The organism is Sphingosinicella microcystinivorans (assembly GCF_027941835.1).
In the GTDB taxonomy this organism is placed as follows: Bacteria; Pseudomonadota; Alphaproteobacteria; order Sphingomonadales; family Sphingomonadaceae; genus Sphingosinicella.
Map to the genome: position 1 here is coordinate 1,989,900 of NZ_CP116005.1, position 18,582 is coordinate 2,008,481.

Here is an 18,582-nt window from a genome sequence, read left to right on the forward strand (position 1 = left end):
ATGGCGGACGCAAGGAGCGTGAAGGGCTGGATTGTCGCTGCTGTCGCCGCGGCGCTCGTCGTCGCGGCGGGCGCGGCATTCCTGCTGCGCGGCGACGCCTCCGGCGACGTGCTGCGCGTCGCCAACCAGCGCGGCTCGACGAAATCCATGATGATCGCCGCGGGCGTGCTCCGGGATGCGCCCTACCGTGTCGAATGGTCGGAGTTCCCCGCGGCCCAGCATCTTCTGGAAGCGCTCGGAAGCGGGGCGGTCGATCTCGGTCTCGCGGGCGATGCGCCGTTCATCTTCGCCTATCAGAGCGGCAGCCCGATCAAGGCCGTCGGCGCCCAGGTCACGCAGGCGCGTCTGCCGGGCGGGCTGGCGATCGTGGTACGGAAGGAGTCGCCCGTAAACAGCTTCCGCGACCTTGCCGGCAAGCGGATCGCGACGACGCGCGGTTCCGTGGGGCATCATCTGGTGCTGGAGGCGCTCGAGCGGGAAGGGCTGGAGGCGGACGATGTGGTCACGGTCTTCCTGCCGCCCGGCGACGCCAAGGCGGCTTTCGATCGGGGCTCCATCGACGCGTGGGCGACGTGGGCGCCCTACACGACGCTCGCGATCGCCGAAGGCGCGCGCATTGTCGCGGACGGCAGCGCGTTCGGCCTCTCCGCGAGCTTCGAGATCGCCCATGTTTCGGCGATCGAACCGAAGCAGACCCTGATCGAAGATTTCCTGCGGCGCGAGGGGCAAGCGCTCGCCTGGGTGCAGGCCAATCCGGAAACCTATGCCAAGGTGCTTTCCCGGGAAACGGGCCTGCCGATCGAGATCGCCCGCGAGGTCGTGGTGCGCAACAGGCGCGCCGCGGCGCCGATCGACGCGGCGATCATACGCCATGAACAGGCCATCGCCGACCGCTTCGCGCGAAACGGTATCCTGAAGGTCGGCCGTCCCGTATCGGAGGCTTTCGACACCCGGTTCTCCGACCGGATTTTCGCGGCCGGCGAAGAGGACGCCGCACGCGACTGAGGCGTTGCGGCGGCGCGGCCGATACCGCGCCGCCGGATGCCGGCCTCAAAGGTCCGCGTAGAGCGGTTCGTCGGCGATCAGCACGCGTTCGAGAAGGCGCGGGAAGTCGCCGTAGTTGCGGACCGCGTAGTGCACGGCGGCGCGGTTGTCCCAGAACGCGACCGAATCGGGCTTCCACGAGAAGCGCACCTGGAATTCCGGGCGCTTGTACTGGCGCAGGACCTCATCCAGAAGCTCGCGGCTCTCCGAAAGTTCGAGGCCGAGGATCTGCGGCTTCTGCGTGTAATTCACCCAGAGGACCTTCTGCCCGGTTTCGCGGTGCGTGCGCACGACGGGATGCGCGACGACCGGATAGTCGTGCCCCTTCGCGTTGAGCGCGGCGCGGAAATCGTGCGTGACGTGGAGCCCTTCGAGACGGGCCTTCAGATCGTCCGGCAACGCCTCGTAAGCGAGATTGGCATCCACCCAGATCGTGTCGCCGCCCGTTTCCGGCAACGTGACGGCACGCAGCACCGCGCCCCATGTCGGGACGAGGCGCCAGCTCGTATCGGTGTGATACGCGTCTCCGGGCTTCACGTCGCGGGCGCGTTCCTTTTCGTATTTCGCGGCCTCGATCGCCGAGATCTGGTGAAGCGGCGCGATCTTCGGATCGCGCTTCGTGCTCGGGTGCGTGTAGAGTGGGCCGAATCGCGCCGCGAACGCGGCCTGGCTGGCGTTGTCGAGGCTCTGGTCGCGGAAGAAAACGACCTTGTGTTTCAGAACGGCGGCGCGAATCGCATCGCGCACCGCGTCGCTGATCGGGCGGCTGAGGTCGATGCCGCCGATCTCCGCGCCGATGGTCGGCTGGAGCGGGCGAATATCGAGTTCGACATGGGATGACGGGGGAATGGCGAGTGCTTCAGTCATGGGTTTCACCTTGCTGTGGATAGGGACGATTTCGAAGTCCATCGGCAAGGCTACGGAAGGAATTCACGGCCGTGTTATGAATAGTGGGTGGCGATCTATCAGTTTATCTGAAAGGCGCGCCATATTGGCTTTCGCGATAGGTTCATTTGCAGAATTGATACCGGCCGGTTTGCCTTTTCCGCCGCGACCTGCTTTTTCGGGGCGAACGACAGGAGCGCAGGAACCGGATGCAATATCGCCGCCTTGGAAATACCGACATCGACGTGAGTGCCATTTGTCTCGGCACGATGACATGGGGCTCCCAGAACACCGAGGCCGAGGCGCACGCGCAGATTGATCTGGCGCTCGATCGCGGCGTCAATTTCATCGACACGGCGGAGGCCTATCCGGTGACGCCGGTGAGCCGGGAAACGCAGGGGCGCACCGAGGAATTCATCGGCAGCTGGATCGCGGGCCGGAAGCGCCGCGATTCGATCGTCCTCGCGACGAAGGTTGCGGGTCCCGGACGCCCCGGCGATCCCCGCCGGTTCCGCGACGGCAACAACCGGCTCGACCGCCGCAATATCGAAGAGGCCGTGGACGCGAGCCTGCGGCGGCTGCAGACCGACTATATCGACCTCTACCAGCTGCACTGGCCGGATCGCGCGGTTCCGAGTTTCGGCCGCCGGGGCCTTGCGACGCTCGCGGATCATCCGGATACCGTCCCGATCGCGGAAACGCTCGCCGTGCTGGGCGACCTGATCAAGGCAGGCAAGATCCGCCATGTCGGCGTTTCGAACGAAACCGCGTGGGGCGTCGGCGAATACCTTCGTATCGCGCGCGAGACGGGATTGCCGCGGATCGTCTCGATCCAGAACCCGTACAATCTGCTGAACCGCCTTTTCGAAATCGGGCTTTCGGAGTTCGCGCTGCGCGAGCAGGTCGGCCTGCTCGCCTACTCCCCGCTCGCAGGCGGCCATCTCACCGGGAAATATCTCGGCGGCACGATTCCGGAAGGCTCGCGCCGCGCGGTTGCCGGGCAGTTCGTTCGCTATGAGAACGCCGCGCAGCCGGTCGCCAGCGCGCGCTACGTGGCGACGGCGCACGCGCACGGAATCGATCCGGCGCAGTTCGCGCTTGCGTTCGTGAACAGCAGGCCGTTCGTCACCTCCACGATCGTCGGCGCCACGTCGCTCGCGCAACTGGAAACCGACATCGGCAGCATCGACGTCACGCTCGATGAAAGCGCCTTCGCCGCGATCGACGCCGTGCAGCGGGATATTCCGGACCCGTGCCCCTGAGCGCTGGATGAGCGCCATATAAGGCGGCTTCATAAGCGTATCAGACATACGCGTTCGCCTTGCTCCGTGCGTGGGCATAGGCTCCGGGCAATCTTCCTCAATCCACGGAAATCGCCCCATGAGCACGTCCCGCAAGATCAAACTCGGCTTCATCCTTCACGGCGTCGGACGCACGTGGAACGACTGGCGCCACCCCGACCGCGACGTCAATGCCAGCACGAGCTTCCGCTTCTACAAGCAGCAGGCGCAGCTCGCCGAGAAAGGCAGGTTCGATTTCCTGTTCGTGGCGGACAGCCTGTCGATCAACGAGAAATCGAGCCCGCACTATCTGAACCGGATCGAACCGATCACGATCCTGTCCGCGCTCGCCGCCGTCACCGATCACATCGGCCTCGTCGGCACGCTCACGGTCAGCTATTCCGAGCCTTTCAACGTCGCGCGCCAGTTCGCCTCGCTCGATCACATCTCGGGCGGGCGCGCGGCGTGGAACGTCGTGACCTCGTGGCTCGGCGACACGGCGGCGAACTTCAGCAAGGCGGAGCACCCTGCGCACAATGTCCGCTACCGGATCGCCGCCGAATATCTCGATGTCGTGCAGGGGTTGTGGGACAGTTGGGAGGATGACGCCCACGTCGGCGACAAGGAAAGCGGCGTCTTCGTCGATCCGGACAAGCTGCACAGGCTGGACCACAAGGGCGAATTCTTCCAGGTGCGGGGACCGCTCAACATCAAGCGCTCGCCGCAGGGGCAGCCGGTGATCTTCCAGGCGGGCGCGTCCGACGACGGCCGCAACTTCGCGGCGAAGCGCGCCGAGGCGATCTTCACCCATGCGCCGACCTTCGAGGACGGCGTCGCCTACTACGGCGACGTGAAGGCGCGCGCGAAGGGCTTCGGCCGCGATCCGGAGGCGCTCTACGTCCTGCCCGGCATTTCCCCGATCATCGGCGAGACCGACGCGGATGCGGAAGCGAAATATCGGGAGCTTGCCGCGCTCGAATCGCTCGATACCGGCTTCGGGTTCCTGTCCCGCACCTTCAACGATCACGATTTCCGCCAGTACGATCTCGACGCGCCGTTCCCGGACGTGGAGCATATCGGGCTCAACAGCCAGCAGAGCGGCACCAGGCGCATTCTCGCCGAGGTCCGCGCCGGGAACCTGACGCTGCGGCAGGTGGTGGAGCGTCTTGCGACGCCGCGCGGTGCATTCGTCGGATCGCCGGAAACGGTCGCGGATACGCTCCAGCACTGGTTCGAGAACGGCGCGGCGGACGGTTTCGTCGTCTTCGAGCCGCTGCCGGGACAGCTCGACCTGTTCGTGGAGAAGGTCATCCCGATCCTTCAGCAGCGCGGGCTGTTCAGGACCGAGTACGAGGGCGCGACATTCCGGGAAAACCTCGGCCTGCCGTTTCCCGGGAACCGCTACACGCTCGCGCGCGCCGAACGCTCGGTCGCCTGATTCAAACGGCCGTACCCTGGGGCGCGCATCGCCTGCGCCCGACTTCAGGCGGGTCTTCCGGTACAGGAAGACCCGCCTTTTTTCGTGGGCTTGACCCTCTTCCGCTTGAGAAAGGCTGATGGGTTCGGATTTGTAAAATCAAATTGTCAACTATATTGATAGAGTATAGCTTTCCCGTATCAACGCAGCACGGGAGAAAGCCGATGAGCAGCAACGAACCCCATATCCTGAACGTGCCGGGGCTGAACAACTCGGGCGAGCGGCATTGGCAGACCCTTTGGGAGCGGACGCGCACGGATACGTCGCGCGCCGAGCTCGGCCTCTGGGACCAGCCGCACCGCAACAGCTGGGTGACGCGGCTCAACGCCGCGATCGAGGCTTCGCCCAAGCCGGTGATTCTCGTCGCGCACAGTCTCGGCTGCCATGCGGTCGCGTGGTGGGTGGCGTTGCAGGGGCAGAGCTACGGCTGGCCCGTGGCCGGCGCATTGCTCGTCGCGCCGCCGGATATCGAGCGCGGAAAGGAGGGGCGCTTCGCCACCTTCCGCAACCTTCCCGATGTGTTCCTGCCGTTTCCCTCGATCGTCGTGGCGAGCCGCAACGATCATTATGCGGATTTCGCCCATGCGGCCGGCCTTGCGCGCGGCTGGGGCAGCTTCCTCGTCGATGCCGGAAACTGCGGGCACATCAACGCCGATTCCGACATCGGCGAATGGCAATTCGGGCAGCGCCTTCTGGACCGGCTGATCGTGGCCGCGAAAGGCCGCGATCGGCCGGACGCACCCGTGGAGCGCCGCGCCGCCGAACGCTTCCTCGCCGCCCGGCCCCTTCGCGGGTCCGATCCGGCAGGACAGGAGACCGCGACGGTTTCCCATTAGAGCATTTTCAGGTCGGATGGAGACATCCGACGGCTCGGCAAAACGCGTCGAGGCAAAGCGACGGAGCGCCGGTTTCGAGTCCATCGGAACCGGCGCTCCGTCGTTCCCGGTGCGGGCCGCGCGGCGGTCACGGGAACCTATCAGCAACAGTCATAAAGGTTGCAGATAAACTCTATTGAATAAGTAGACTTTAAGTCTCTAGATCGGCCCGTCCTTGCGGGGCTTCGGCGGCGTGCCGCCTTTTTTCTCGACATCAATCAGGAACGTGATCCGACCATGAGACTTGTAGCTGGACTTTTGATTTCCACGGCCGTTGCCGCTGCGACGGCCGCGCAGGCGGAAGCGGCCGACAGCGGAAGCGAAGCCGAAGCGGCCGCGGCATTCGATGCGGCGGACGCCGCCGATGCCGCCGCCGAGACGATCATCGTCACGGGCACGCGCGGCTCGCGTCCGCGCACCGTGGCGGACAGCCCCGTGCCGATCGACGTCATCACCAGCGAACAGCTCATCAACACGGGCCGGACAGGCCTCAAGGACATCCTCGGGAACATCATCCCGTCGCTCACCATGCCCGCGCTCGGCGGCGGCGGCACATCGTCGAGCGCGAAGCCGATCTCGATCCGGGGCCTCAGCGGCGATTACGTGCTGGTCCTCGTCAACGGCAAGCGGCGTCACACGACCTCGCTGATCAACAACCTGTCGCGTATTTCCGGCGGCAGCACGCCGGTCGACATCGACCTCATTCCGGCGAACGCCATCGGCCGCCTCGAGGTTCTGCGCGACGGCGCGGCGGCACAATACGGCTCGGATGCGATTTCGGGCGTCATCAACTTCATCCTCGATTCGAATCCCGAAGGCGGTGAATTCACCACCACGGCCGGCAGCCACTACGAGAAGGGCGGCGAGCTGTTCCAGCAGGCGCTCAGCTACGGCACGCGCCTTGGCGGCGACGGCGGCTTCGTCCGCTTCGCGGTGGAGGCCAAGTATCACGACCGCGCCGATTCCTCGGCCGCCTACGTGCCGCACACGGTCAACCTCTATCCGCTGCTCGCCGACGGCTCCCGCGATCCGCGCGAATACACGATCGACCGTGTCCGCGCCGGGAACTACGGCCGCACCAACCGCGACTACATCGTCAACTCTTCGTACAACGCGGAATTGCCGCTGAGCGATGTCACGACGCTCTACAGCTTCTCGACGCTCAGCTACCGCGACGTGAAGGACGGGCGCGGCCAGTTCAACGCCAACAACGTCAATTCGCTGCCGGAGCTTTATCCCAACGGCTTCCTCGCCAAGCGCCGCATCTGGGAGACCGATTTCCAGGCGACGGCGGGCGTGCGCTCCGTGCTGTGGGGGCTCGATGTCGATTTCAGCTCGAGCTTCGGCAAGGATCACGTGAAGCTCGGCGCCATTGACACGCTCAATCCGTCGCTCGGGCCGAGCAGCAAGACCAGCTTCTTCATGGGCAAGCAGAAATCGAGCCTGTGGGTGAACAATCTCGATTTCAGCCGGCCGGTCGAGATCGGCCTTGCAGAACCGATCACGCTTTCGTTCGGCCTCGAGCATCGCTGGGAGCGCTTCCAGAATGTCGCCGGCGAGCCCGACAGCTACCGCGACGGCGGCTATATCATCCCGACCGGAACCACGCCGTTCGAGCTGGCCTTCGGCGGACAGCGGCCGCAGGCGAGCCTCGTCTCCTTCACGGGAACGACGCCGGCGGACGCTTTCGTGCTCACCCGCAACAATTTCGCTGGCTATGTCGACATCGAGGCGAACCTGACGAAGGACTGGTTCGTCGGCCTCGCCGGGCGTGCCGAGCATTACACGGACAGCGCGGGCGACACCGTCAGCGGCAAGGTCTCGACGCGCTACGAGATCGTGCCGGGCCTTGCGATCCGCGGCGGCGTGAACACGGGCTTCCGTGCGCCGTCGCTTGCGCAGCAGGGCTTCTCGACCTCCCAGAACACCAGCATCATCATCGACGGCGACCGCGTTCCGCAGCTCGTCAAGTTCCTGGCGCCGAACGATCCGATCGCGGGCTTCCTCGGCGCGAAACCGCTGAAGCCTGAAAAGTCGCTGAACTTCACGGCGGGCCTGACGTTCGAATCCGGTCCGTTCCGGTTCACCGTGGACGGCTACCAGATCGACATCGACGACCGTATCGTGAAGACGGAAGTGCTGAACAGCGCCGAGGCGCGCGCGATCCTGACCAGCCCCGAAGTGGTCGCGATCCTTGCTGCGCGCGGCGTGCCCGGCATCAGCAGCGGCCAGTTCTTCATCAACGGCGTCGACACGCGCACGCGCGGCGTGGATCTCGTCGGCGAATACACGTTGCAGACAGGGGCGCTCGGCACGTTCCGCTTCAACGCGGCCTACAGCTACAACAAGACGAAGATCCTGAGCGTTGCCGAGAACCCGGCGAACCTCTCCAACACGATCCTGTTCGGACGGCAGGCGCGGGCCGACCTCGTGAAGGCGACGCCGCGCGACAAGCTGGTGCTGAATACGGACTGGACCATCGGCGCCTTCCGGAGCGCGCTGCGCATAACCCGCTTCGGGAAATATACCGAGACGAGCGCCAGCCAGACATCGACGGTCGACGACCGCACCTTCGGCGCGAAGTGGATCGCCGACATCGACGTTGCCGCAGATGTCGGCAAGAACCTGACCGTGGCTGTCGGCGCCAACAACCTGTTCGACGTGTATCCGGACGCGATCGGCGTCGTGCAGGCGAATACCGGCGCCGGCCAGTACGGAAACTTCGCGCCGTTCGGTCTCAGCGGCGGCTTCTACTATGGCCGCGTCTCGGTGCGCTTCTGAGCAGGGCGCGACGCGCGTTGCCTTACAGAGGGGGAAACGCGGGCACCGGTTCGAACATCAGGGCAATGAGGCCATAGAGGCTGATCGCGATCAGGATCGCGCCGACGAGCATCAGAAGCCGTCTCGGCGCGATCCGTCCGGTGAGCCACGCCCCGATCGGGGCGGCGATGACGCCGCCGATGAGGAGGCCGGATGCGGCGGTCGTGAAGGCTGCAAGGCCGAGCGCGCCGACGAACGCCGACAGGACGGTGACGGTGACGAAGAACTCCGCGGCATTGACGGTTCCGATCGCCATGCGCGGCGTCATGCCCTGCGCGAGGAGATTGCCGGTCACAACGGGTCCCCAGCCGCCGCCCGCCGATGCGTCGAGGAAGCCGCCGACGGCGCCCAGCGGGCCGACGAAGCGCATACGGCGGAAGGTCTGCGGCCGCCGCGGCGCGCGCCAGATCAGGTACACGCCGATCGCCGCCATGTAGACGAGCATGACCGGGCGAGTGAGATGGCCGTCGACCGCGGAGAGAAACCAGACTCCGGCGAGTCCGCCGAGGATGCCGGGGATGACGAGCCGCGCGAACAGCGGCCAATCGACGTTTCGCTGGACGGCGTGGCTGAGGCCGGACACGCCGCTGACGAAACTTTCGACCGTGCGCGTGGTTGCCGATGCCGCGGCAGGCGGGAACCCCAGAAGCGTCAGGAGGGCATTCGACACCAGCCCGAACGCCATGCCGAGCGCGCTGTCCACGAGCTGCGCGACGAAACCGATGAACAGGAACGGCGCGAGGTCCGCCCAGGGAATGGCAAGACTCATCGCTCGCTCCGGCCTTTCAGCAGTTCCGAGGCGGACCTGCGGATACGGCCCGACGGCGAGGTGAGCAGGAACAGGACCGGGAAGGCGAGGGCAAGCACCGACAGGCCGCCGCTCAGCATTGCCTGCGTGCCCGCGAGCCAGGGAAGCATGGCCGCCCAGATGGAGACCGCGAGCACGACGACGAGCGTCCGTTCCTGTTCCCATTCGTCGACCGCGGCGAGATTGGTGCGGACGCGGCCTTCGAACAGGGTCCTGAGGCCGCGGTGCGTGCGGCCTTTCGCATCGACGAGCGCGGAGGGCATGGCGGCCTGCGCAAGCGACACGACGCCGGCGCCGATCAGCCGGATGCCGACCGCGCTTGCGAAGCGCCGGTAGCCCTTGCTGCGATCGCTGATGGCGCGCAGGCCGCTTCGCCCGCCGAACGCCAGCTCGGCAAGCGCCGTGCTTTCCGCGACGGGGGGCGCGGGCGAGGGCGCGCTTTGCGTGGACAGGATCCAGTCGAGCATCGCGGACGGCACATCGAGCCCGGACGCGCGTTCCAGCCCCTGGAAACCGGGGGCCGAGTTCGCCTCGCAGATGCGATAGCCGTCTTCGTCGAACAGGATGTCGATGCCCGCGATGTCGAGTTCGAGAATGTCGGCGGCCTGCACGGCGAGGTCCGCCATTTCGGGGGGCGGATTGTACGCGACGCCGACGCCGCCCAGAGAGACGTTGGACTTGAAATTGCCCGTGAGGGACCGCCGTTCCATCGCGGCGATCACGCGGCCGCCGACGACCAGAACGCGGACATCGCGGCCGTGGCTGGCGCGCACGTAATGCTGCAGGATGAAGTCGGCCTTCGCGTCCGCACTTTCGAGAAGCCCCGCCAGATCCTCGAACTGGCTGCGGTCCTCGCATTTGAGGACGCCCGCGCCGCGCGTGCCCTTCAACGTCTTCACGATGACGGGAAAGCCGAGTTCCCGTTCGACGAGGCCGATGTCCATCGGAAACGTGCCGAGGATGGTGCGCGGGATCGGGAGGCCCGCCCGGATCAGGAGCTGGAGCGAGTGGAGCTTGTCGGCAACGCGCTCGATGGCGGCGGGGCCGTTGACGAGGCGGACACTGCGCCGCTCGAAATGCCGGAGCAGGGCAAGCGTGAAATAGTCGGTCTCCGCGCCTGTGCGGCAGATGATGAAATCGGGCCGCGCCAACGGACGGTCCTGATACTTCGCCGCCCAGTCGTCGTCGGCGCCGACGACAAGCTCGAACTTGTGGGGATGCAGGATCTCGAGGCCCACATCCATCGCGTTGGCGGCTTCCTGGAAGCGGAAGATCTCCGGCACTTCCGGCAGCGCGGGATCGAGTTCACGATGGAAGAGAATCCAGCCTCGCATGTCTTTCCCTAACACGTGGCGGATCGCGCGGCCACCTGTGCCGAATGACACAACCGGCCATCGGTTCCATCACGTGGCGACGGCGCCGGAAATGCGCCTGTCCGACATGGTGCCGGACAGGCGCGGTCTTCCTCAGAATGAGACCTTGATCGTCCCGCCCCAGGTACGCGGATCGCCGGGCAGGCCGGTGATCAGGCCGGTGCTGCCGGGGCCGACGAACAACTGGTCGATATAGTCCTTGTCGAACAGGTTGCGGACCCAGACATAGGCCTCGAACCCTTCGTCGGCGCGGAAACCGGCGCGCACGTTCGACAGCAAATAGCCCTTCACCCAAGTGTAGGCCGAAGGCGTCGCGTTCGACGAGAAGTTCGAACGATAGCTGCCGTCATAGCCGAGATAAAATTCGCCATCCCGGCCGAACAGCGATGAGGGTGCGTTGACCTCCGCGCCGAAGGAGAACGCCCATTTCGACACGCCCGGCAGGCGCTGGCCAGAAATGTCGCAGTTGGCGGGGCTGAGGCCACTCGGCGTTCCCGGCGGGCTCGGTGTCTGGCCCTCACCCACGGTCGTGCCGCCCGACAACTCCGGCGCGCAGGGCGCATCGACGAACTTCACATATTTGGCGTCGGTATAGGCGCTGTTGAGATAGGCGTTGAACCGCTCGCTCGGACGGATCGAGAAATCGGCTTCGACGCCTTGGGTGCGGACCTTGCCGGCATTGGCGAGATAGCCGCGCAGCACGCCGAACTGACCGTTGTTCACATTGGCTTGATAGTCCTTGATGTCGGTGCGGAAGATCGACAGGTTGAACGTCGCCCTCCGGTCCCAGAACTCCGTCTTCAGGCCCGCTTCATAATGGTTGACCGATTCGGGCCTGATCGTCTGTGCTCCGAGTGCGGGTTGGCCGGTCGAGTCGTTGGGCACGCCATTCTGGTTGATGCCGCCCGATTTGAAGGTCTTGGCATAGGTGGCATAGACGAGGATGTCCGGCGTCACCTTGTAATTGGCGGTCAGGTCGTAGCTGAAATTCCAGTCGCTGAAGCTCGGCGCATATTCCTGCGGCCCGAAGACGTCGAGCCGCGCCCGCGACACAGGGTCGGTGAGCGCACGCGTGACGGCCGACCCGTCGCCCGCGAAGACGAGGCGCTGATAAAAGCCGTCCTTCTTGTCGTAGTTGATACGGGCGCCCGGCTGGATCGTGAACTGGTCGGTGACCTTCCAGCTGAGCTGGCCGAAGGCGGCGACGCTGGTGTTCTTCAGATACTGCGTGTTGCGGGCGGTCAGGCCGTCAAGCACCGTCGGATCGTTCGACAGTTCATTCGTCGGGTTGATCGTCCAGCGGCTGGATGCCGGGCCGTGCTGCTCGGTTCCCTGCGTGTCGATGCGCTGATGGAAGGCGAAGCCGCCGAGCACGAAGTCGAAACGATCCCCGGAATAATTGTAGCGCAGTTCCTGCGTGTACTGGTTCTGCTGCGAGGGGTTCTGCGACTTGGTGACGACCGGCAGACCGGTGAAGTCGCGGTCGTTCTCGGGCAGCCAGTCCCAATAGCGCCACGCGGTGACCGAGGTCAGCGTGCCGGGGCCGATGTCCCACTTCACCCGTAGCGCGACGCCGCCGAGTTCGTTGCCCGCGTTGAGATTGGCGTCGGTGTCGCTGAGCCGGTCGTAGGGATTTGTGCTGACCGGAACATAGTTCTGCGCCGCGGCGAGCGCATCGAACTGGCGGGCAAGCGGGCGCTGGGTCGCGCCGGTGCGGACGAAGACCGAGCCGCAGCACACCGCGTCCTGCTTGTTCCAGTCGCCCACCAGCGTCACCGACAGGGCGTCGGTGGGTTTCCACAGCAACTGGCCGCGCAGGCCGATATTGTCCTGGCTCTGGATCCAGCGGTTGGTGGTGACGTTGTAGATGGTGCCGCGACGGCTGGTCGCCGAAATGGCGACGCGCGCCGCCAGCGTGTCGGACAGCGGCCCGGAAATCGCGGCCTTGGCCTGCTTGAAATCGAGGTTGCCGATGCTGAGTTCGGCCTTACCCTCGAAATCGAAGGTCGGCTGGTTGGTCGTGATATTGAGCGCGCCGGCCGTGGTGTTCTTGCCGTAGAGCGTGCCCTGCGGACCGCGCAGGATCTCGATCTGCGCGACGTCGAGGAAGTCGAGCGTTGCCGATGCGACGCGGGCGTAATAGACGTCGTCGACATAGATGCCGACGCCCTGCTCGATCCCGTCGTTGGTCAGCCCGTAGGGCGCGCCGAGGCCGCGGATGTTGACCGCCGAGTTGCGCGGGTTCGACGAATAGAATTGCACGGTCGGCGCGAGCTGCTGAAGCCGGCCGACGTTGAAGGCACCCGTATTGTCGATCTGGTCGCCGCCTACGACCGAGATGGCGATCGGCACATCCTGCGCGGTTTCGGCGCGGCGGCGCGCAGTAACGACGATGGCGCCGTCCGCCGTCGGTTCGGCTTCAGCTTCGGCTGCCGCCGCGACGGCCTCTTCAGCGGTCCCGGCGTAGGAAGGTGCCGCGAAAGACGCGATCAGGACCGGCGCGAGCGCGGTTGAAACAAGCAATAGTCGTGTAGACATGTCGAGATTCCTCTTTTCTGGAACGTGAGAGAAACCTCCGGTTGTCCGGTCGGATTCGTTGGAACGGTTGCGGATGGATCGTCAGGCCCGGAAGCGATGCTTCTCCGTGATGTCGAGCTGGACGATCCTGGCGTCGTGCACGGTCAGCGTGATGCTGCCGTACCGGATTTGCGCGAGCGCATCGCGAATGGCCTGCAAGGCATTGTCGCCGGTGGCCACGGCCTGCCGGATCGGGTTCGTACTCATGCGTGACCCTCTCTGCTGATTGGAAAAATACGGGGGTGGCCGGGCTTCAGTGCAATCACCCGGCCGGGTTCCGGAGCTTCATCTACCGCAACATCAATCTCGAACGGGCGGTCGACCCCGATGAGTTTGCCTTCGACGCGAACGCCGGCGCCCTTGGGCCGCACCTGCACGACGAGCGCGGGAATTGCGCCAGCCTCGCTTTTCACGATGGCCGCGTCATGCGGACGGAAAAAGAGCTCGGAAGGGCCGTCGGCCCCGATCACGGGCGCATCGAGAGGCTGGCCGAGGTAGAACAGCTTGCCGTCGCGGACCTGCACGGGAACCCGGTTGGATTCTCCGACGAAATCGAAGACGAATGCCGAGGCCGGCTCATTGTAGACGTGGAGGGGCGTCGCGACCTGTTCGATGACGCCGTGGTCCATCACGACGACACGGTCGGCGAGCTCGAGCGCTTCCTCCTGATCATGCGTCACGAAGATCGACGTGAGGCCCACGCGGTCGTGCAGCTCGCGCAGCCAGCGGCGCAGGTCCTTGCGCACGCGTGCGTCGAGCGCGCCGAACGGCTCATCGAGAAGCAGCAGCTTGGGATCGACGGCGAGCGCGCGGGCGAGCGCGACGCGCTGACGCTGGCCGCCCGAAAGCTGGGCGGGATAGCGCTGCCCGAGCGATCCGAGCTGGACGAGGTCGAGAAGCTCCTGAACGCGCGCCGCGATCGCGGCCCGGCCCGGTCGCTCCCGGCGCGGCCGCACGTTCAGCCCGAACGCGATGTTCTCCGCGACGGTCATGTGCCGGAACAGCGCATAGTGCTGGAACACGAAGCCGACGTTGCGCTGCGCGACGGTGAGGCCGGTGACGTCCTCGCCGTCGAAGCACACGCGTCCGCGATCCGGGAATTCGAGCCCGGCCATGATGCGCAGCAGCGTGGTCTTGCCGGAACCCGAAGGGCCGAGCAGAGCAAGGAACTCGCCCGGGCGCGCTTCGAGGCTGACGTCGCCGAGGGCGGTGAAAGCGCCGAAGCGCTTGTGGATGTTTTCGAGCCGGATGCTCAATGCCCGGTCCCCCTGTGATGATAGTTGAAGCGCCATTCGAGCAGGCTCTTCAGCACGAGTGTGGCGAGTGCGAGCAGCGCGAGCAGCGAGGCGACGGCGAAGGCCGCGACGAAATTATATTCGTTGTAGAGAATCTCGACGTGCAGCGGCATCGTGTTGGTGAGGCCGCGGATGTGGCCCGACACGACGGATACCGCCCCGAATTCGCCCATCGCGCGGGCGTTGCAGAGCAGCACGCCGTAGAGCAGGCCCCAGCGGATGTTGGGAAGCGTGACGCGCCAGAACGTCTGCCAGCCCGATGCGCCGAGCGACAGCGCCGCCTCTTCGTCGTCGCGGCCCTGCTCGGTCATCAGCGGGATGAGTTCGCGCGCGACGAACGGGAACGTCACGAAAATGGTGGCGAGAACGATTCCCGGCACCGCGAAAACGATCTGGATGTCGTGCTCCTGGAGCCACGGCCCGAGCCAGCCGTGCGCGCCGAACAGCAGCACGAAGACGAGGCCGGAGACGACCGGAGATACCGAGAACGGCAGGTCGATGAGCGTGATCAGCAGGCTTTTGCCGGGAAAGTCGAACTTGGTGATCGCCCACGCGGCGGCGATGCCGAACACGATGTTCACCGGCACGCTGATCGCCGCGACGAGAAGCGTCAACCGGATCGCGGCGATCGCATCGGGTTCGGCGATACCGGCGAGATAGGCTGAAAAGCCCTTCTCCAACGCCTCCGCGAACACGGAGACGAGCGGCAGCAGCAGGAAAAGGCTGAGGAAGGCGAGCGCGATGCCGATCAGCAGCAGCCGCGCGGCGGGCGATTCCGTGCTGGCGGTCATGGCGCCATCCTCCGGCGGCTCCAGACCTGAAGCGCATTGATGAAGAGCAGCAGCAGGAACGAGGCGATCAGCATCACCGCCGCGATCGCCGTGGCGCCGGCGTAATTGTATTGCTCGAGCTGCGTGATGATGAGGAGCGGCGCGATCTCGGACACGAACGGCATGTTGCCGGCGATGAAGATCACGGAGCCATACTCGCCCACACCCCGCGCGAAGGCGAGCGCGAAGCCGGTGAGCAGCGCGGGAAGGATCGCGGGCAGGATGACGCGCCGGAAGGTCTGCCACCTGTCGGCGCCGAGCGATGCCGCCGCTTCCTCCACGTCGTGTCCGAGATCGGCAAGCACGGGCTCCACCGAACGCACCACGAAGGGCAGGCCGATGAAGATGAGCGCGATGACGACGCCGGCCGGCGTATAGGCGACCTTCACGCCGTAGGGCTCCAGAAACTGGCCGATCCAGCCGTTCCCGGCGTAGAGCGCCGTCAGCGCGATGCCGGCCACGGCCGTGGGCAGCGCGAACGGCAGATCGACGAGGGCGTTGACGACGCGCTTGCCCGGGAAGTCATAGCGCACGAGAATCCACGCCACGAGCAGGCCGAACACGGCATTGACGAGCGCGGCCGCGAGCGAGGCGCCGAAACTCAGCCGATACGCCGCAAGCGCGCGCGGGGACAGGCCGACATCGACGAAGCCGTCGAGGCCGAGCCCGGCGCTGCGGATGAACACGGTGCTGAGCGGGATCAGCACGATGAGGCTCAGCCACGCGATCGTGAACCCGAACGTCAGTCCGAAGCCGGGAATGACCTCGGCCGCGCGCGGCGGCGGCCCGGCCGGCAGGGGAATGGCGGGAGACATCGTCGAAGACATGGGTTCAGCGCTTGATCTTCGCGAAGATCCGGTCGAACACACCGTCGTCCTTGAAATATCTGTCCTGCGCCGACTGCCAGCCGCCGAACGCCTCGTCGACAGTGACGAGGTTCAGCTTCGGGAAGACGTCCGCATACTTGGCGGCGGCCTGCGCATCGCGCGGCCGGTAGAAGTTCCTGCCGATCAGTTCCTGCGCCTCGGGCGTGTAGAGGAATTGCAGATAGGCCTCGGCGACCTCGGCCGTACCGTGCCGCTTCACGTTGCCGTCGAGCAGCGCGACCGAAGGCTCGGCCAGAATCGAGATCGACGGCACGACGATGTCGAACTTGCCCGCACCGAGTTCCTTCTGGGCGAGAAGCGCCTCGTTCTCCCAGGACAGCAGCACGTCGCCGATGCCGCGCTCGACGAACGTCGTCGTGGAGCCGCGGGCGCCGGAATCGAGCACCGGCACATGGCGGTAGAGGTCCGTCACATAGTCTTCCGCGGCGGCATCCGATCCGCCGGCCTTGCGGCCGTAGGCCCAGGCGGCGAGGAAATTCCAGCGCGCGCCGCCGCTCGTCTTCGGGTTGGGCGTGATGACCGAGATGCCCGGCCTCACGAGATCGCCCCAGTCCTTGATGCCCTTCGGATTGCCGGCGCGCACGAGAAAGACGATCGTCGACGTGTAGGGCGCGCTGTTGTTCGGAAGCCGTTGCTGCCAGGCCTTCGAAAGCACGTTGCTGCGGGCCGCAATCTCGTCGACGTCATACGCGAGCGCCAGCGTCACGACATCGGCCGCGAGCCCGTCGATCACGGCGCGCGCCTGCTTGCCGGAGCCGCCGTGGCTCATGTTGATCGTCACGTTCTTGCCGGTGTCTTCCTTCCATCGGCGCGCGAACGCCGCGTTGATGTCGCGGTAGAGTTCACGCGTGGGGTCGTAGGAGACGTTCAGGATCTCCGTGCCGCCTGCCGGTTTCTGCCCGCCGTTGCCGCAGGCGCCGAGCGCGAGCGCCGCCGCGGCGGCGAGCAAAAAGGCTCTGCTTTTCATGGATATGTCCCTCTTTCGCTATTCAGTCGGGTGCGGAATTTCAGTGCCTGCTCACGCCTGCCGGCGCCGGTGACGCCTGCAGCGTGAACAGGGCGGTTGCCGAGAGGCGTTCGCCGGGCACAAGCAGAATGCTCGGTTCCAGACCGTTCAAGGAATGCACCGGCGTCTCCTAATTTCAATCAATTGGGTAGACTATATAGTCAACAAATAGAGTAGACAATACGATTCGTGCAGCGGTGGACGGTCGCGATGACGGCGCGCGAGGATCACATGCCCTTTCGTCGCGAAGTGATGACGTCCGCGCCCGGCGGGCATGACGCGACGATATGGAGCGGGCACGCCTTGCAACCGCAGGACTTCGGGCGCGCGCATGTGGAAGCGCCGCTACATCAACCCGATCGTCCACAGCATCAGAAGCGCGAGCCCGCACAGCAGGCACAGCGACAGCACGACCACGGCGATGATCCGAAATCCCGCCTGTGCGATTTTGCCGAAATCGACGCCGAGCCCGAGGCCCGCCATCGCCAGTACCGCGAGGATGCCGGATGCCTCGTGCGCGGCGGCGGCGAGGGGTTCGGGCACGAAGCCCGCCGAACGCAGGGCCGCCAGCGACAGGAAGACGAGGATGAACCACGGCACATAGGGAAGGGGGCGCGCGTGACGTGCTGCGGTGCCATTGCATTTGCGCCTGCCGAGGACCGCGGCGATGGCCGCCACCGGCCCCAGCGTCAGGACGCGGACGAGCTTCACCAGCGCGCCGATTTCCACGGCCTCGCGGCCGAGCGGCGCGGCCGCCGCGATCACCTGCGGCACGGCGTAGACCGTGAGGCCCGCAAGCGTTCCGCCCGCGATCGGTGAAAGCTGCAGGAGATCGGCGATGATCGGCAGCGCGGCGACGAGGGCGATGCTGGGCACCGCCGTGAACGTGACGGCGGCGGCGACCTCGTCGTTGTCGGCGCCGATGGCCGGCGCGACTGACGCGATCGCGGAGTTGCCGCATATGGCGTTTCCGCAGGCGAGCAGCGCCGCCATCCTGTACGGCAGCCCGAAGAAAAGCCCGAGCAGGATCCCCGCCGCGATGGTGACGGAAACGATCAGCAGGGTTCCCAGGAGCAGGGGCAGGCCGATGCCCGCGATCATGCCAAGGCTGACGGTGACGCCGATCATCGCCACGGCGATTTCCAGCAGGGTTTTCGACGCGAATTGAATGCCGGACGCAAACGCCGGCGGCGGCGCCCAGACCATGCGCAGCAGCGCGCCGAGCACGATCGCGAGCACCAATGTCTCGAACCAGGCATGACCGAGGACGGCAATTTCGAGCTGCTCGCAAAGCATGGCGGCAAGGCCGATGCCGCTGCACAGGGCGAGACCCGGAAGCCGTCCGTTTATCCAAGAGAACAGAATTGCCTCGCCGCGCATGACAAAATGATGCAAGCGGGCATTTGAACAAGTCCAATTGATTGG

At 65.7% G+C, this 18,582-nt stretch carries 15 protein-coding genes; 5 read left to right on the top strand and 10 right to left on the bottom strand.

Annotated elements, in window-relative coordinates; genetic code table 11:
- Positions 1–1,005 carry an ABC transporter substrate-binding protein gene (locus tag PE061_RS09755; protein WP_271258888.1) on the top strand — a complete coding sequence of 335 codons (1,005 nt, stop codon included), beginning with the start codon at positions 1–3 and terminating at the stop codon, positions 1,003–1,005.
- A 45-nt stretch (positions 1,006–1,050) separates the two neighbouring features.
- Here the strand turns inward: PE061_RS09755 and PE061_RS09760 are convergent, their stop codons facing one another.
- Positions 1,051–1,911 carry a TauD/TfdA dioxygenase family protein gene (locus PE061_RS09760; protein ID WP_271258889.1) on the bottom strand — a complete coding sequence of 287 codons (861 nt, stop codon included), beginning with the start codon at positions 1,909–1,911 and terminating at the stop codon, positions 1,051–1,053.
- Positions 1,912–2,138: 227 nt separating this feature from the next.
- Here PE061_RS09760 and PE061_RS09765 point away from each other — a divergent pair, with 227 nt between their 5' ends.
- The 4 genes from PE061_RS09765 (at position 2,139) to PE061_RS09780 (ending at position 8,342) form a co-directional block, all read left to right on the top strand.
- On the top strand, positions 2,139–3,191 hold the full coding sequence (locus PE061_RS09765) for an aldo/keto reductase (protein ID WP_271258890.1): 1,053 nt from the start codon (positions 2,139–2,141) through the stop codon (positions 3,189–3,191).
- A gap of 118 nt (positions 3,192–3,309) precedes the next feature.
- A complete protein-coding gene (locus PE061_RS09770) occupies positions 3,310–4,647 on the top strand; it encodes an LLM class flavin-dependent oxidoreductase (RefSeq protein ID WP_271258891.1) in 1,338 nt (445 codons plus the stop codon).
- Positions 4,648–4,850: 203 nt separating this feature from the next.
- Positions 4,851–5,522: an RBBP9/YdeN family alpha/beta hydrolase gene (locus PE061_RS09775; protein WP_271258892.1), complete on the top strand. Its 672-nt coding sequence runs from the start codon at positions 4,851–4,853 to the stop codon at positions 5,520–5,522.
- Between the two features lie 276 nt (positions 5,523–5,798).
- Positions 5,799–8,342 (top strand): TonB-dependent receptor plug domain-containing protein, encoded by a 2,544-nt coding sequence (locus PE061_RS09780; RefSeq protein ID WP_271258893.1) that lies wholly within the window; start codon positions 5,799–5,801, stop codon positions 8,340–8,342.
- 22 nt (positions 8,343–8,364) lie between these two features.
- Here PE061_RS09780 and PE061_RS09785 read toward each other — a convergent pair whose 3' ends face one another.
- The 9 genes from PE061_RS09785 to PE061_RS09825 all read right to left on the bottom strand — a co-directional run bounded on the left by PE061_RS09785 (position 8,365) and on the right by PE061_RS09825 (position 18,537).
- Positions 8,365–9,150, bottom strand: coding sequence for a sulfite exporter TauE/SafE family protein (locus tag PE061_RS09785; protein WP_271258894.1), 786 nt, complete (start codon positions 9,148–9,150; stop codon positions 8,365–8,367).
- Positions 9,147–10,523 (bottom strand): ATP-grasp domain-containing protein, encoded by a 1,377-nt coding sequence (locus tag PE061_RS09790; RefSeq protein WP_271258895.1) that lies wholly within the window; start codon positions 10,521–10,523, stop codon positions 9,147–9,149. The genes PE061_RS09785 and PE061_RS09790 overlap by 4 nt, the downstream gene beginning before the upstream one ends.
- A gap of 132 nt (positions 10,524–10,655) precedes the next feature.
- Positions 10,656–13,100 carry a TonB-dependent receptor gene (locus PE061_RS09795; RefSeq protein ID WP_271258896.1) on the bottom strand — a complete coding sequence of 815 codons (2,445 nt, stop codon included), beginning with the start codon at positions 13,098–13,100 and terminating at the stop codon, positions 10,656–10,658.
- An 81-nt stretch (positions 13,101–13,181) separates the two neighbouring features.
- Positions 13,182–13,346 carry a YezD family protein gene (locus tag PE061_RS09800; RefSeq protein WP_271258897.1) on the bottom strand — a complete coding sequence of 55 codons (165 nt, stop codon included), beginning with the start codon at positions 13,344–13,346 and terminating at the stop codon, positions 13,182–13,184.
- Positions 13,343–14,395 carry a sulfate/molybdate ABC transporter ATP-binding protein gene (locus PE061_RS09805; RefSeq protein ID WP_271258898.1) on the bottom strand — a complete coding sequence of 351 codons (1,053 nt, stop codon included), beginning with the start codon at positions 14,393–14,395 and terminating at the stop codon, positions 13,343–13,345. Before PE061_RS09805 ends, PE061_RS09800 begins: the two co-directional genes overlap by 4 nt.
- Complete coding sequence (cysW, locus tag PE061_RS09810; protein WP_271258899.1) at positions 14,392–15,225, bottom strand: sulfate ABC transporter permease subunit CysW; 834 nt, start codon at positions 15,223–15,225, stop codon at positions 14,392–14,394. Before cysW ends, PE061_RS09805 begins: the two co-directional genes overlap by 4 nt.
- Positions 15,222–16,091, bottom strand: a complete 870-nt coding sequence (gene cysT, locus PE061_RS09815) for a sulfate ABC transporter permease subunit CysT (RefSeq protein ID WP_271258900.1) — start codon at positions 16,089–16,091, stop codon at positions 15,222–15,224. Before cysT ends, cysW begins: the two co-directional genes overlap by 4 nt.
- A 4-nt stretch (positions 16,092–16,095) precedes the next feature.
- Entirely contained in the window at positions 16,096–17,118 is a 1,023-nt protein-coding gene (locus tag PE061_RS09820) for a sulfate ABC transporter substrate-binding protein (protein WP_271258901.1), read from the bottom strand.
- Positions 17,119–17,502: 384 nt separating this feature from the next.
- Positions 17,503–18,537 (bottom strand): YeiH family protein, encoded by a 1,035-nt coding sequence (locus tag PE061_RS09825; RefSeq protein ID WP_271258902.1) that lies wholly within the window; start codon positions 18,535–18,537, stop codon positions 17,503–17,505.
- Between the last annotated feature and the right edge of the window lie 45 nt (positions 18,538–18,582).

Excerpts from the sequence above, each read along its gene's own strand:
- PE061_RS09790 (WP_271258895.1), bottom strand. The coding sequence starts at position 10,523 with ATGCGAGGCTGGATTCTCTTCCATCGTGAACTCGATCCCGCGCTGCCG.
- PE061_RS09755 (WP_271258888.1), top strand. The coding sequence starts at position 1 with ATGGCGGACGCAAGGAGCGTGAAGGGCTGGATTGTCGCTGCTGTCGCC.
- PE061_RS09800 (WP_271258897.1), bottom strand. The coding sequence starts at position 13,346 with ATGAGTACGAACCCGATCCGGCAGGCCGTGGCCACCGGCGACAATGCC.
- PE061_RS09760 (WP_271258889.1), bottom strand. The coding sequence starts at position 1,911 with ATGACTGAAGCACTCGCCATTCCCCCGTCATCCCATGTCGAACTCGAT.
- PE061_RS09825 (WP_271258902.1), bottom strand. The coding sequence starts at position 18,537 with ATGCGCGGCGAGGCAATTCTGTTCTCTTGGATAAACGGACGGCTTCCG.
- cysW (WP_271258899.1), bottom strand. The coding sequence starts at position 15,225 with ATGACCGCCAGCACGGAATCGCCCGCCGCGCGGCTGCTGCTGATCGGC.
- PE061_RS09770 (WP_271258891.1), top strand. The coding sequence starts at position 3,310 with ATGAGCACGTCCCGCAAGATCAAACTCGGCTTCATCCTTCACGGCGTC.
- PE061_RS09785 (WP_271258894.1), bottom strand. The coding sequence starts at position 9,150 with ATGAGTCTTGCCATTCCCTGGGCGGACCTCGCGCCGTTCCTGTTCATC.
- PE061_RS09780 (WP_271258893.1), top strand. The coding sequence starts at position 5,799 with ATGAGACTTGTAGCTGGACTTTTGATTTCCACGGCCGTTGCCGCTGCG.
- PE061_RS09775 (WP_271258892.1), top strand. The coding sequence starts at position 4,851 with ATGAGCAGCAACGAACCCCATATCCTGAACGTGCCGGGGCTGAACAAC.
- PE061_RS09795 (WP_271258896.1), bottom strand. The coding sequence starts at position 13,100 with ATGTCTACACGACTATTGCTTGTTTCAACCGCGCTCGCGCCGGTCCTG.
- cysT (WP_271258900.1), bottom strand. The coding sequence starts at position 16,091 with ATGTCTTCGACGATGTCTCCCGCCATTCCCCTGCCGGCCGGGCCGCCG.
- PE061_RS09765 (WP_271258890.1), top strand. The coding sequence starts at position 2,139 with ATGCAATATCGCCGCCTTGGAAATACCGACATCGACGTGAGTGCCATT.
- PE061_RS09820 (WP_271258901.1), bottom strand. The coding sequence starts at position 17,118 with ATGAAAAGCAGAGCCTTTTTGCTCGCCGCCGCGGCGGCGCTCGCGCTC.